At 69.3% G+C, this 12767-nt stretch carries 9 protein-coding genes; 3 read left to right on the top strand and 6 right to left on the bottom strand.

Annotated elements, in window-relative coordinates:
• Nucleotides 1-17: 17 nt before the first annotated feature.
• Both CFB50_RS09775 and CFB50_RS09770 read right to left on the bottom strand, forming a co-directional pair.
• Nucleotides 18-1685, bottom strand: coding sequence for a bifunctional protein tyrosine phosphatase family protein/NAD(P)/FAD-dependent oxidoreductase (locus tag CFB50_RS09775; protein WP_089445725.1), 1668 nt, complete (start codon nucleotides 1683-1685; stop codon nucleotides 18-20).
• Nucleotides 1686-1714: 29 nt separating this feature from the next.
• Entirely contained in the window at nucleotides 1715-2599 is an 885-nt protein-coding gene (locus CFB50_RS09770; protein WP_089445724.1) for an MBL fold metallo-hydrolase, read from the bottom strand.
• Between the two features lie 249 nt (nucleotides 2600-2848).
• On the opposite strand from CFB50_RS09770, the gene CFB50_RS09765 reads away from it, so the two are divergent.
• On the top strand, nucleotides 2849-4246 hold the full coding sequence (locus CFB50_RS09765) for a sigma-54 interaction domain-containing protein (protein WP_179254165.1): 1398 nt from the start codon (nucleotides 2849-2851) through the stop codon (nucleotides 4244-4246).
• A gap of 81 nt (nucleotides 4247-4327) precedes the next feature.
• Nucleotides 4328-4858: a M949_RS01915 family surface polysaccharide biosynthesis protein gene (locus CFB50_RS09760; protein WP_089445722.1), complete on the top strand. Its 531-nt coding sequence runs from the start codon at nucleotides 4328-4330 to the stop codon at nucleotides 4856-4858.
• Between the two features lie 108 nt (nucleotides 4859-4966).
• On the opposite strand, the gene CFB50_RS09755 is transcribed toward CFB50_RS09760, so the two are convergent.
• The 4 genes from CFB50_RS09755 to CFB50_RS09740 all read right to left on the bottom strand — a co-directional run bounded on the left by CFB50_RS09755 (nucleotide 4967) and on the right by CFB50_RS09740 (nucleotide 11925).
• Nucleotides 4967-5995 carry a MerR family transcriptional regulator gene (locus CFB50_RS09755; protein ID WP_089445721.1) on the bottom strand — a complete coding sequence of 343 codons (1029 nt, stop codon included), beginning with the start codon at nucleotides 5993-5995 and terminating at the stop codon, nucleotides 4967-4969.
• 118 nt (nucleotides 5996-6113) lie between these two features.
• Nucleotides 6114-7670 carry an efflux transporter outer membrane subunit gene (locus CFB50_RS09750; protein WP_089445720.1) on the bottom strand — a complete coding sequence of 519 codons (1557 nt, stop codon included), beginning with the start codon at nucleotides 7668-7670 and terminating at the stop codon, nucleotides 6114-6116.
• A gap of 2 nt (nucleotides 7671-7672) precedes the next feature.
• Nucleotides 7673-10819: an efflux RND transporter permease subunit gene (locus CFB50_RS09745; RefSeq protein WP_089445719.1), complete on the bottom strand. Its 3147-nt coding sequence runs from the start codon at nucleotides 10817-10819 to the stop codon at nucleotides 7673-7675.
• The gene (locus tag CFB50_RS09740) at nucleotides 10816-11925 is read right to left on the bottom strand and encodes an efflux RND transporter periplasmic adaptor subunit (RefSeq protein ID WP_089445718.1); all 1110 of its coding nucleotides are present in this window, start codon (nucleotides 11923-11925) and stop codon (nucleotides 10816-10818) included. Before CFB50_RS09740 ends, CFB50_RS09745 begins: the two co-directional genes overlap by 4 nt.
• Nucleotides 11926-12111: 186 nt before the next feature.
• Between CFB50_RS09740 and CFB50_RS09735 the strand changes: the two genes are divergently transcribed.
• Nucleotides 12112-12732 carry a TetR/AcrR family transcriptional regulator gene (locus CFB50_RS09735; RefSeq protein WP_069248043.1) on the top strand — a complete coding sequence of 207 codons (621 nt, stop codon included), beginning with the start codon at nucleotides 12112-12114 and terminating at the stop codon, nucleotides 12730-12732.
• Nucleotides 12733-12767: the final 35 nt, after the last annotated feature.

Genomic DNA, 12767 nt, shown 5'->3' with positions numbered 1-12767 from the left:
GCGTCACCGCGCTCCGGTCAACGTGCGATCGCGGGCTTCGCGAGCCATTCGCGGCCCTTGAGCATCGCCTTCCAGTAGAGCGGCGGCAGCACGCGTTCCTTGAGCAGCCACGCGAGCCGCGACGGGCGCTTGCCGTCGATCAGCCACGCGGGGAAGGTCGGCGCGACCTTGCCGCCGTACAGGAACTCGGCGAGCACGATCTTGCCGCGCTCGACGGTGAGCGGGCACGAGCCGTAGCCGTCGTACGCGGCGTCGCCGTGCGCGCGGCCGAGCGACGCGAGCAGGTTGTGCGCAACCACCGGCGCCTGCTTGCGGGCGGCCGCGGCCGTTTTCGCGTTGGTCGTGTTGGTGGCGTCGCCGAGCGCGTAGACGTCCGGATACTGCTTGTGCCGCAGTGTCGCCGGATCGACGTCGATCCAGCCGGCCGCGTCGGCGAGCGGGCTCGAACGCACGAAGTCGGGCGCCTTCTGCGGCGGCACGACGTGGATCATGTCGAACGCACGCACGACGGTTTCCTTGCCGCCGTCCGGCAGCGCGCGCGCGAACGTCGCGCGGCGCGCGGGCCCGTCGATCGACACGAGGTTGTGGCCGAACGACAGCGCGATGTCGTAGCTTTTCACGTATTCCATCAGCGCGGGCACGTAGTCGGCAACGCCGAACAGCGCGGCACCCGCATTCAGGAACTCGACGTTCGCGGCCTCGAGGTGGCCCGCGCGCCGCCAGTGATCGCACGACAGGTACATCGCCTTCTGCGGCGCGCCCGCGCACTTGATCGGCATCGGCGGCTGCGTGAAGAGCGCGTCGCCGCCGCGGAACGCGCGGACCAGCTCCCACGTGTACGGCGCGAGATCGTAGCGGTAGTTCGACGTGACGCCGTTGCGGCCGAGCGTGTCGGCGAGGCCTTCGATCCCGTGCCAGTCGAGCTTGAGCCCCGGGCACACGACAAGCTTGCGATACCCGATGCGGCGGCAGCCGTCGAGCACGACCGTGTGCGTGTCGGGCTCGAAGCCTGCGACGGCGGCCTGGATGTGCTGCACGCCGCGCGGCAGCACGTCGGTCATCCGGCGTGCGGTGGTCTCGGGCCGGAACACGCCCGCGCCGACCATCGTCCAGCCGGGCTGGTAGTAGTGGACGTCGGCCGGATCGATCACCGCGATGTCGAGTGACGCGTCACGCGCGAGCAGGCTCGACGCGACCGCGATGCCGGCCGCGCCCGCACCGACGATCACGATGTCGTGCCGCGCGTCGACGGCCGGTGCCGCCTGCCTGCCGCCTTGCGCGACCCGCGAGGCGAGCGCGCGCAGGTCGTAACCGGCTGCGCCGGCCGTCGCGACGATGTCGTTCAGCGGACGCAGGCCGGCTTGCGACAGCGCCCACAGCGTGGCCGAGCGCGTGCCGCTGCGGCAGTACGCGAGCACCGGGCCTTCGAGCGATGCGACGAGCGCGCCGAACTGCGCGGCCTGGTCGTCGGTCACCTTGCCCGTGTCGACCGGCAGGTAATGCACGTCGATGCCGAGCGGCGCGGCGGCCGCGCGGATCTCGGTGACGGTCGGCTGGTCGGGGCCTTCGCCGTCGGGGCGGTTGCAGATGATCGCGCGGATGCCGGCCGCGTGAAGCGCGGGCAGGTCGGCCGCCGCGATCTGCGGCGAGACCGACAGCGTGTCGGTCAGCTTGCGGATGGTCATGTCGGGGGTCTCCGGGTGGGGCGCGCGGCTCAGATCGCGTCGAGCGGGATCTTCAGGTAGCGCACGCCGTTGTCTTCGGGCTCGGGCAGGTGGCCGGCACGCATGTTGACCTGCACGGACGGCAACATCAGCACGGGCATCGCGAGTGTGGCGTCGCGCGCGGTGCGCATCGCGACGAAATCGTCCTCGGTCACGCCGTCCCTCACGTGCACGTTCGCGCGGCGCTGTTCGGCCACGGTCGTCTCGAACTGCACGTCGCGCCCGCCCGGCTGGTAGTCGTGGCACAGGTACAGGCGCGTGTCGGGCGGCAGGCCGAGCACGCGCGCGATCGAGCGGTACAGCGTGCGCGCGTCGCCGCCGGGGAAATCGCAGCGCGCCGTGCCGTAGTCGGGCATGAACAGCGTGTCGCCGACGAAGGCCGCGCGCTGCGTCGCGTCGTCGACGCAGTAGGTCATGCACGCGGGCGTGTGGCCCGGCGTATGCAGCGCGCGGATCGTCAGCGCGCCGAGCGCGAGCGTGTCGCCGTCGTCGAGCAGCCGGTCGAACTGGCGGCCGTCCTGCGCGAAACCGGGACCCGCGTTGAACAGCGTGCCGAACACATGCTGCACGCGGCATACGTGCGAACCGATCGCGATCCGGCCGCCGACGTGTTCCTTCAGGTACGGCGCGGCCGACAGGTGGTCGGCGTGCACATGGGTTTCCAGCAGCCAGTGCACGTCCGCGCCGAGTTCGGCGACGCGGGCGATCAGCCGATCGGCGCTCGCGGTGTGTGTGCGGCCGGACTTCGGGTCGTAGTCGAGCACGCTGTCGATCAGCGCGCACGCGCGGCTCGCGATATCGAGCAGCAGATAGCTGACGGTGTGGGTCGCCGGGTCGAAAAAGCCTTCGACCGACAGCGTGGTGGCATGGCTCACGGGGTGTCCTCGATCGGGTTCTGCATCTGCAATCGGGATCGGTAACTCAAGAAGCGTGCCAGCCTGCGCCAAGGTACCGGCCGATCTGCCAGGGACTTGATTCGGCTCGGGTTTTCGGTGCGGCTACAGCGATGCGCGAGTGTCGTCGGCCTCCGTCTGCCACCGTGGACTGCCACAATTGGCAGTGTCGTGGCAGAATTGGCGACCTGCCTGGCAGTTCGTCAGGCAACGCTTTCACCGAGCATCCGCATGAATCCGCACGACACCATCCCGATCGTCCCCGCGCCGCGCCGCGACGCCATGCCCGACGTGCGCGCGCTCGTCGCGTATCTCGAGCAGGATCCGCAGCCGATGATCGTCGTCGATCCCGACTACCGCATCCTCGCGGCGAACGATGCGTACCGGCGCCAGTTCGGCGTCGCGGGCGTCGAGCACGTGGGCCGGCACTGCTTCCAGGTCTCGCACCACTACGACGTGCCGTGCGACCAGGCCGGCGAGCATTGCCCGATGAAGCAGGCGCTCGAATCGCGCGGGCTGAACCGCGTGCTGCACATCCACCATACGCCGCGCGGCCCCGAGCATGTCGACGTCGAATTGCGGCCGATCTTCGATGCCGACGGCAACGTGATCGCCTATGTCGAGCGCCTGACGACAGTGCGCAGCGCATCCGCGCAGCCGAGCGCGGAAGGGCTCGTCGGCGGCGCCGACGCGTTCAACGCGGCGCTCGGCGCATTGCAGCGCGTCGCTCCGTCGATGCTGCCGGTGCTGCTGCTCGGCGAATCGGGCACCGGCAAGGAGCTGTTCGCCCGCGCGCTGCACGAGGCGAGCGACCGCGCGATGGGGCCGTTCGTCGTCGTCGATTGTTCGGGGATCGCCGAGACGCTGTTCGAGAGCGAACTGTTCGGTTACGAGAAGGGCGCGTTCACGGGCGCGAACCAGCGCAAGCCGGGCCTCGTCGAGACCGCGCAGGGCGGCACGCTGTTTCTCGACGAGATCGGCGACGTGCCGCTGCCGATGCAGGTGAAGCTGTTGCGCCTGATCGAATCGGGCACGTTCCGGCGCGTGGGCGGCGTCGAGGCGCTGCGCGCGGATTTCCGGCTGGTCGCGGCCACGCACAAGCCGCTGCGCGAGATGATCGACGACGGCCGGTTCCGGCAGGACCTCTACTACCGGATCAACGCGTTTCCGATTCCGTTGCCGGCGCTGCGCGACCGGCGCGGGGACGTCGCGCTGCTGGCCGAGTCGATCCTGCGGCGGATCGCGAACGCGCGCGCCAGCGCGGGCGATGCGGGCGCGCGGCCGTTCGCGGCCCGGCCGTTCGTGCTGACCGAGCGCGCGCTCGCGTGTCTCGATGCGTACGCGTGGCCGGGCAATATCCGCGAGCTGCGCAACGTGCTCGAACGCGCGTGCCTGTTCGCGGACGACGGGACGATCCGGATCGAGCATCTGCCGGCCGAGCTGGTCGCCGCGTCGGCCGCGCCGCAGGACCGGGCTGCCGATGCGCGCGGCGTGTCGGACGCGGAGCTCGTGCGGATCGCGCGCAGTTTCGACGGCACGCGCAAGGCGCTCGCCGAGCGCGTCGGGATGAGCGAGCGGACGTTGTACCGGCGGATGAAGGCGCTGGGGCTCGGGACGCGCGAGCGCTGAGCGGGCGCATGCGACGGTTGGCTGGCAGCGGCAGGCGGCTTTGTCGATAATGGCGCGTTCGAATCTGCATCCCCCTCGCCAATGAAGAGACGTTTCCTGTCGCCTTGCCTGTTTCTCGCAGCCACTGCGCTGTGCAACCTGGCGCAGGCCGCCGCCGAGTACACGTGGACCGACGCGGCCGGCGCGCACGCGGTGACGCTCGCGAGAACCGAGTCCGGCGACGACGTCGAGCTCAAGGTCGCCGCGACGCTCGACGGCCGACCCGACTGGACCGTGCGCGACTACGTGAAGGCCTGCCCGGTCGACGTGATTCTCGACGTCGTCCCTGCGTCGATCGAAATGCGCGACCTGCTCGGCAACGGCCGCAAGCAGTTCCTGTTCGCGTACAAGATCGGCTGTCGCGGCGATGTGAGCGCCGACCAGGTCAAATACTTCCTGATCGACCAGGGCACGAAGTACGTGCTGCGCGGCGAGGAGACGGTCACGATCAACGGCAAGTTCATGGACGGCGGCGCGGCGCCCGTGCCGAATGCGGACCTGAAAGCCCAACCGGCGTTTCTGCGCTACATGACGAAGCACTGGCACGGGATCAGCGCGCGCGACTATCGGTAGGCATGCGCGCGGCGGCCGCGACGGTGCGTTCGACGTGCGCCTGTCGGTGAAGCGGGCGGCACGCGGAAAAACCCGCCTGCCGCCCGCAACCTCATGCGTTCAACCCGCTCAGCGCGCCGGCGCCAGCTGCGCCATCGCCTCCCGCACGAAGCCGATCAGCGTGTCGTCGATCCACGAATCCTTCGTCAGCGACGGCTCGTTCATCATCGCCTGGCGGAATTTCGCATGCGTAGCCGGATCGTTGCCGGCATAGCTGCAGAACAGCGTGAGCCAGCGCTGCGCGAGCGCGCGGCCTTCCGGTGAATCCGGCCTGGCGCCCGCCTCGATCGCGTCGCGCACGTCGCCCATCAGTTGCGGCCATGCCATCGCGCTTTCACCGTAGTGCGCCCGCATGAAGCGGATCTCGTCCGGCGCGAGATACTTCTCGAAGATCTGCATCTTGGTTTCCGACGACGCGCGCAGCACATAGTCGCGCAGGGCGGTCGAAATGCCGATCTTCGACTGCATCGCCGGTTCGTGTTCGTGCATCAGGTTCAGCTTCGCCAGCAGCCGCGGATCGTTGTTCGTGTCGCGCACGAGCAGCGCCATCCAGCGGCTGGCGAGCGCACGGGTGCGTTCGTCCTCGGCGGGCACGCCCGCGTCGTGCAGCGCACGCACCTCGTCGACGAGGGCGATCCATTCGGCGTCGCCCGCCTGGCTCTTCTGGTACATCGGCAGGCGCGCGAGTTCTTCCTCGGAAAAATATTTGTCGTACACGGTCATCAACTCCAGTGTGGTGAGCCAATCGGCCAGCTCCGGCTCCGTGCCCGCGGCGAGCTGCGCATGCAGGTTCACGAGCCGCTCGCGCAGCTGCGCGGTCTGCGCAAGCTGACGGTCGAGCAGCGCGATCTGCTTCGCGACGATCTCGACGAGCGGCGTGTCGGGCTGGTTCAGGTGATCGCCGATTTCGGCAAGCGACAGGCCGAAGCGACGCAGCGCCTGGATCTGGTGGAGCCGGGCGATGTCGTGGCGGTCGTACAGCCGGTAGCCGTTGTCGGCGCGCGCCGAAGGCGTCAGCAGACCGATCGCGTGATAGTGATGAAGCGTGCGGACGGTCAGCCCGCTGCGTTTCGCCAGTTCTCCCACTTTCAGTCGCATTCGTTCCTCCATTCGGGTCGCACACTGGAGTCTCGAACGTTACGCTACGTGAGGGTCAAGCGGAAGATCGGAAATCGGGTGCGCGGCGGGATTCCGCGCACCCGATGGCAGGGCCGGCCTATTGCGGCGAAGGCGGGGTGTCGGCGCCGGCGGCGCGCGCTTGCCGGCCGGTGGCGGAAGCGTCGGCCGCCTTGTCGGTCTTGCCGGACTTGTCGACCGGCGGCGTGCCCATCGCCTGGTAAAGCCGTGCGGTATCCGCGAACCGCGCGCCGGTCGCACGGATCTCGTCGAGCCGCGCGTTGCGATACTGCAACTCGCTGGCGCGCGCGGCCGACGGCGGCAGCGCGCCGAGCCGCACGCGGGCTGCCGCGTCGTCGTACGCGCCGCGCGCGGACAGCGCGGCGCGGGACGACGCATCGAGCGCTTCCGCATCGTGCTCGAGCGCGGCGAGCGAATCGGCGACGTTCTGGAATGCGCCGAGCACGGCCTGCTTGTACTGGTCGACGGCGGCCTCGTAGGTCGCCTTCGCCGCGCGGCGCTGCGCGAGCAGCGCGCCGCCGTGGAAGATCGGCTGGCTCAGCGACGCGCCGATGTTCCAGATCGAGCCGGCGCCCGACAGCATCGTCGGCCAGCTGAAGCCGCCTTTGCCCATCGCCGCCGACAGCGACAGCTGCGGGAACATCTGCGCGGTCGCGAGGCCGACTTCGGCCGCGGCCGCCTTCAGCCCCGCGTCGGCCGCCTGGATGTCCGGGCGGCTTTGCAGCAGGTCCGACGGCACGACGACGGGCACCTGTTCGGGCAGGTGCAGGTCGGCGAGCGTGAGATCGGCCGGCGGCCGGTCGGGCGTGCGGCCGACCAGCACCGCGAGCGCATGGCGCGCCGAGTCGCGCTGCTGGCGGAGGGCGGGCAGGCTCGCCGCGAACGTGTCGGCGCTTTGCCGCGCATTCAGCGCGTCGCTGCGCGAGGCGGAACCAAGCGCGTAACGGCGTTCGGCATCGTGCGCCTGGTCGTTGGCGAGCGCGACCAGCCGCTCGGTCGTGTTGATCTGCGCATTCAGCACCGACACCGTGATCGACGCGGTGACGATGTTCGCGGCCAGCGCGCGCCGTGCGGATTCGAGCTGGAACGCGCTGACGTCGACGCGGCGGGCCAGCGCGCGGTTCGCGAAACGCGACGCGCCGAACAGGTCGATCGTGTAGCTCGCCTGCAGCTGCCCGACGAACGTGTCGTACAGCAGCGTCGGCGCGCCGAGCGCGGGAATCGGCACGCCGAGCGCACGCTGGCGCGTGGCCTGGCCGCCCGCGTCGATCGACGGCAGCATCGAGCTGCCGATCTGCCCGCGCAACTGTTCGCGCGCGGCATCGAGCGAATGCGACGCCGCGCTCAACGTCGGGCTGTTGCGCAGCCCTTCGTCGACGAGCGCGTTCAGTGCGTCGGAGCGGTACTGTTTCCACCAGTCGGGCACCGGTTTTGCCCCGACTTCGAACTGCTGCGTGACGCCTTGCGCGGACACGGTCTGCTGGACTTGCGGCGTGGCGCCGTAGTGCGCGGGCGACGGCATCGCGGGCGGCTCGCCGCTCGGCGCGAACCAGGCGCAGCCCGCGAGCGGGCCGGCGAGGCTCGCCACCGCGAGTGCCCGCACGGCTTGTGTTTTCAGGTTCATCGATCGATCCATGGTCAGGCTCCCGACGGCGCGGCAGGGGTGCCGCCTGGCGGCGGGCCGTCCTGCGGGTCGCGTTCGTCGCGCTTCACGCGGAACCACGTCGCATACAGCGCGGGCAGGTAGAACAGCGTCAGCACGGTCGCGCTCGTGATGCCGCCCATCAGCGCGGTCGCCATCGGCCCGAAGAAGTTCGAGCGCAGCAGCGGGATCAGCGCGAGCACGGCGGCCGCGGCCGTCAGCGTGATCGGGCGGAACCGCCGCACGGTCGCGCCGATGATCGCGTCGATGCGGCGGTGGCCGACCGCGATGTCCTGCTCGATCTGGTCGACGAGGATCACCGAGTTGCGCATGATGATCCCGAACATCGCGATCACGCCGAGCATCGCGACGAAGCCGAACGGCTGGCCGAACAGCAGCAGCGTGGCGACCACGCCGATCAGCCCGAGCGGCGCGGTCAGCACGACCATCAGCACGCGCGAGAAGCTCTGCAGCTGGATCATCAGCAGCGTGAACACGGCGATCGCCATCAGCGGCATCTGCGCATTGATCGACTTCTGCGCCTTCGCGCTTTCCTCGACCGAGCCGCCGATGTTGATCTGATAGCCGACCGGCAGTTGAGCGCGCAACGTGTTCAGCTTCGCGTCGACCGCATGGGTGACGTCGATGCCTTGCGCGCCGGCGCGCACGTCCGACTGCACGGTGATGGTCGGCTGGCGGTCGCGCTCCCACACGACGCCGTACTCGAGCGTCGGCTTGAAGCGGCCGAGCGAGCCGAGCGGCACGGGGCCGTTCGGGGTCGGCAGCGCGAGGCCGGCGAGCTTCCCCGGATCGACGCGGTCCGCCCGCGGCGCGCGCAGGTCGACCGCGATCAGCTTGTCGCGCTCGCGGTACTGCGTGACGGTCGTGCCGGACAGCGTCATCGCGAGGAAGCTCGACACGTCCTGCGACGTGACGTTCAGCTCGCGCGCCTTCTTCTGGTCGATCTCGAAGCGCACCGAGCGCTCGGCCGGCTCGTCCCAGTCGAACTGCACGTTGACGGTGCGCGCATCGCCGCGCATCGTCGCCGCGACCTTCTCCGCGATCGAGCGCACCGTCGCGATGCTGTCGCCGCTCACGCGGAACTGCACCGGATAGCCGACCGGCGGGCCGTTCTCGAGCCGCGACAGCCGCGAGCGCACGGCCGGGAACTGCTCGCGCAACGTGGTTTCGAGCCAGGTCGCGAGCTTTTCGCGGTCCTTCACCGATTTCGCGGTGATCACGAACTGCGCGAAGTTGGGCAGCTGAAGCTGCTGGTCGAGCGGCAGGTAGAAGCGCGGCGCGCCGCTGCCGACGAAGTTCACCGAATGATCGATCTCGGGGCGCTTGTCGATCACCTTCTCGAGGCGTTCGGTTTCGCGCAGCGTCGCCGCGAACGACGCGCCTTCGGGCAGCCGCAGGTCGACCAGCAGCTCGGGGCGATCGGAGCTCGGGAAGAACTGCTGCGGCACGAGCGAGAAGCCCATCAGCGCGACCACGAAGAGCGCGCCCGTGATCAGCAGTACGACGAAGCGCCGCTCGATGCACCAGTCGATCCAGCCGCGCAGCCGCCGGTAGAAACGCGTGTCGTAGATGTCGTGCTCGTGGTCGTCGGGCAGGTGCGCTTCATGTGCTTGCCGCTTGCGCTCGGGCAGCAGGTGGAAGCCGAGCAGCGGGATCAGCACGACCGCCGCGAACCACGACGCGATCAGTGCGATCGCAGACACCTCGAAGATCGAGCGCGTGTATTCGCCGGTGCTCGATTTCGCGAGCGCGATCGGCAGGAAGCCCGACACGGTGACGAGCGTGCCCGTCAGCATCGGGAACGCGGTGCTCGTATAGGCGAACGCGGCGGCGCGTGCACGGGTATAGCCCTGTTCGAGCTTCACGGCCATCATCTCGACCGCGATGATCGCGTCGTCGACGAGCAGCCCGAGCGCGAGCACGAGCGTGCCGAGCGACACCTTGTGCAGCCCGATGTCGAACAGGTACATGAAGAGGGCGGTGACCGCGAGCACGACGGGAATCGAGATCACGACCACCATCCCGGTGCGCAGGCCGAGCGACACGAGGCTCACGACCAGCACGATCGCGACGGCTTCCGCGACGGCTTCGAGGAAGTCGTCGACCGAATGCGCGACCGCATGCGGCATGCTCGATACCAGCGTCAGCTTGAGGCCGGCCGGCAGTTGCGCCTGCAGGTCCTTCGATTCGGCGTCGAGCGCCTTGCCGAGCCGGATCACGTCGCCACCCGGCTGCATCGTGACGCCGATGCCGAGCACCGCCTTGCCGCCCGCGCGCATCTGCGTGACGGCCGGATCGTCGTAGCCGCGCTTCACCGTCGCGAGATCGCCGAGCCGGAACGTGCGGCCGTTGATGCGGATCAGCGTGTCGGCGATCGCGTCGACGTTGTCGAACTGGCCGCTCGGCCGCACGAACACGCGATCGTCGGCGGTCGTCAGCGTGCCGGCCGACGAGATGTCGTTCTGCGCGTTGATCGCCTGCCCGAGCTGCTGCGGCGAGATGCCGAGGCGCGTGAGCTGCGCGTTGTTGACCTCGACGAAGATCCGCTGGTCGGGGTCGCCGAAATAGTCGACCTTGCCGACCCCCGGCACGCGCAGCAGCACGGTGCGCAGCTGGTCGGCGTAATTGTGGAGCTGCGCGGGCGTGAAGCCGTCGCCTTCGAGCGTCCAGATATTGGTGTAGACGTCGCCGAATTCGTCGTTGAAGAACGGACCCTGCACGCCGGGCGGCAGCGTATAGCCGATGTCGCCGACTTTCTTGCGGATCTGGTACCAGGTTTCAGGCACGTCCTTCACGGGCGCCGAATCCTTCATCGTGAAGAAGATCAGCGATTCGCCGGGGCGCGAGTAGCTGCGCAGGAAGTCGATGGCCGGCGTTTCCTGCAGCTTGCGGCCGATCCGGTCGGTGACCTGTTCCTGCACCTGCCGCGCGGTCGCGCCGGGCCAGAACGTGCGGATCACCATCACGCGGAACGTGAACGGCGGGTCTTCGGATTGCGCGAGGCGGGTGTAGGCCAGAATGCCCGCGAGCGTCGCGAGCGCGATCAGGTAGACGACCAGCGCCTGGTGGCGCAGCGCCCACGCCGACAGGTTGAAGCGGCCTTCTTCGTAGGAAACGCTCACGATGCGAAGTCCTCCGGATGCAGCGGCGCGATCGCGCGGACTTTCTCGCCCGCGCTGACCGTGTGCACGCCCTGCAGCACGACGCGTTCACCGGGCTGCAGCCCGTGCGACACCGTCACCGTGTGCTCGTTGAAGCGCGCGACGTCGACGCGGCGCAGCTCGAGCGTGTCGTCCTTCGTGCGCACGACCCACACGGCCGGTTGCTGGCCGTCGTGGAACAACGCGGTCGCGGGCAGCGTGATCGACTGCGCGTCGCCGGCGGCCGGTGCGCCGTCGAACGCGACGCTGGCCGTCATCCCGAGCCGGATCGCCGGATCGGGCGCGGCGAGCGTGAGCTTCACGCGATACGTGCGGCTTTGCGGATCGGCGGCCGGCGCGATTTCGCGGACCTTCGCGGCGAACGGGCGGCCCGGCAGCGACGGCAGCGTGACGGTGGCCGCGTGGCCCGGCGTGAGCGATGCAAGCGCGGCCTCGGGCACGTCGCTGACGACGTCGACGTCGCCGGACCACGCGAGCTGGTAGACGGCCTGGCCGGCCGATACGTTCTGGCCGGTGTCGGCCTGTTCGGCGGTGATATAGCCCGCATGATCGGCGACGAGCGTCGCGTAGCGGAGCTGGTTCTTCGCGAGCGCGAGTTGCTGCTGCGCCTGGTCGCGCTGCGCGAGCGCCGACGTGTAGCTGTTCTCGGTCTGCTCGAGCTGCGCGGTCGCGATCAGGTTTTCGCGCGCCTGCGCGCGATCGCGGTCGAGCTGCTGCTTCGCGAACGCGAGGCTGTGCGTCGCGGCATCGAGTTGCGCCTGCGCGCTCGCGGCGTTCTTCTCGACGTCGGACGGATCGAGCAGCGCGACGACCTGGCCGACCTTGACCGCATCGCCGAGGCGCACCTTGCGCTCGATGATCTTGCCGGCGATGCGGAACGACAGCGGGGTGGCGTAGCGCGGCTGGATCTCGCCGGGGAGCGTGCGGGCGACGGCAGCGTCGTCGGCATGGGCGGGCAGCGCAACGACGGGGCGCGGGGCAGGCGGCGCGGATTCTTTCGGATGACAGGCGGCGACGACGAGCGCGGCGCCGACCAGCAGCGCGACGCGGGAACCGGAGCGATTCACGAAACCCCCAGATGAGGTGAGAGCGAGAGCGGAACGAAGCCGGCAAGCGCGGCGGGCGCTTGCCCCGAGCGGCGCCGGCACGGGCGTGCGGACACCTTCTTTCAGAAACTGTGGCGAATTCTAATACACACCTGTATCTGAATGCAAAGATGAATCCGAAAGGTAAAGGGTGCTAGACTGCGCGCCATGAAACCACAGCGCTTAACTCGCGAGCAGAGCAGGGACCAGACGCGCGAACGTCTGCTGATTGCCGCGCACCGTATTTTTCTGAAGAAAGGTTTTGTCGCCGCGAGCGTCGAGGACATCGCGGCGGCGGCCGGCTATACGCGCGGCGCGTTCTACTCGAATTTCCGCAGCAAGTCCGACCTGCTGCTGGAATTGCTGGAGCGCAATCACGCGGAGGTGCAGGCCGATTTCCAGGCGATCTTCGACGGGGGCGGAACGCGCGAGCAGATGGAGTCGATGTCGCTCGCGTATTACCGGACGCTGTTTCAGGACGACGAATATTCGCTGCTGTGGGGCGAGGCGAAGCTGCAGGCCGCGCGCGACGCGAAATTCCGCGTGCGCTTCAACCAGTTCCTGCATGGCAAGCGCCTGCAGATGGCCGAGTTCATCCGGCGCTTCTCCGAGCGCGCCGGCACGCCGTTGCTGCTGCCGGCGGAGACGCTGGCTTTCGGGTTGATGTGCCTGTGTGATGGCGTGCAGTCGTACTACACGGCTGATCCGCAGCACGTGTCGGCCGAGGTGGCCGAGTCGGTGCTGGCGGGGTTCTTCGCGCGCGTCGTGCTCGGGCGCGCACCGGACTGAGCGGGCCTCGGGCCGCGCTCGCGCGGCGGGCGGCG

It is taken from the genome of Burkholderia sp. AU33423 (assembly GCF_002223135.1).
In the GTDB taxonomy this organism is placed as follows: Bacteria; Pseudomonadota; Gammaproteobacteria; order Burkholderiales; family Burkholderiaceae; genus Burkholderia; species Burkholderia lata_D.
This window is presented reverse-complemented; position numbering and strand designations above follow the sequence as displayed.

Coding starts and splice junctions, on each gene's coding strand:
- CFB50_RS09775 (WP_089445725.1), bottom strand. CDS start 1,685: ATGACCATCCGCAAGCTGACCGACACGCTGTCGGTCTCGCCGCAGATC.
- CFB50_RS09765 (WP_179254165.1), top strand. CDS start 2,849: ATGAATCCGCACGACACCATCCCGATCGTCCCCGCGCCGCGCCGCGAC.
- CFB50_RS09760 (WP_089445722.1), top strand. CDS start 4,328: ATGAAGAGACGTTTCCTGTCGCCTTGCCTGTTTCTCGCAGCCACTGCG.
- CFB50_RS09755 (WP_089445721.1), bottom strand. CDS start 5,995: ATGCGACTGAAAGTGGGAGAACTGGCGAAACGCAGCGGGCTGACCGTC.
- CFB50_RS09750 (WP_089445720.1), bottom strand. CDS start 7,670: ATGGATCGATCGATGAACCTGAAAACACAAGCCGTGCGGGCACTCGCG.
- CFB50_RS09735 (WP_069248043.1), top strand. CDS start 12,112: ATGAAACCACAGCGCTTAACTCGCGAGCAGAGCAGGGACCAGACGCGC.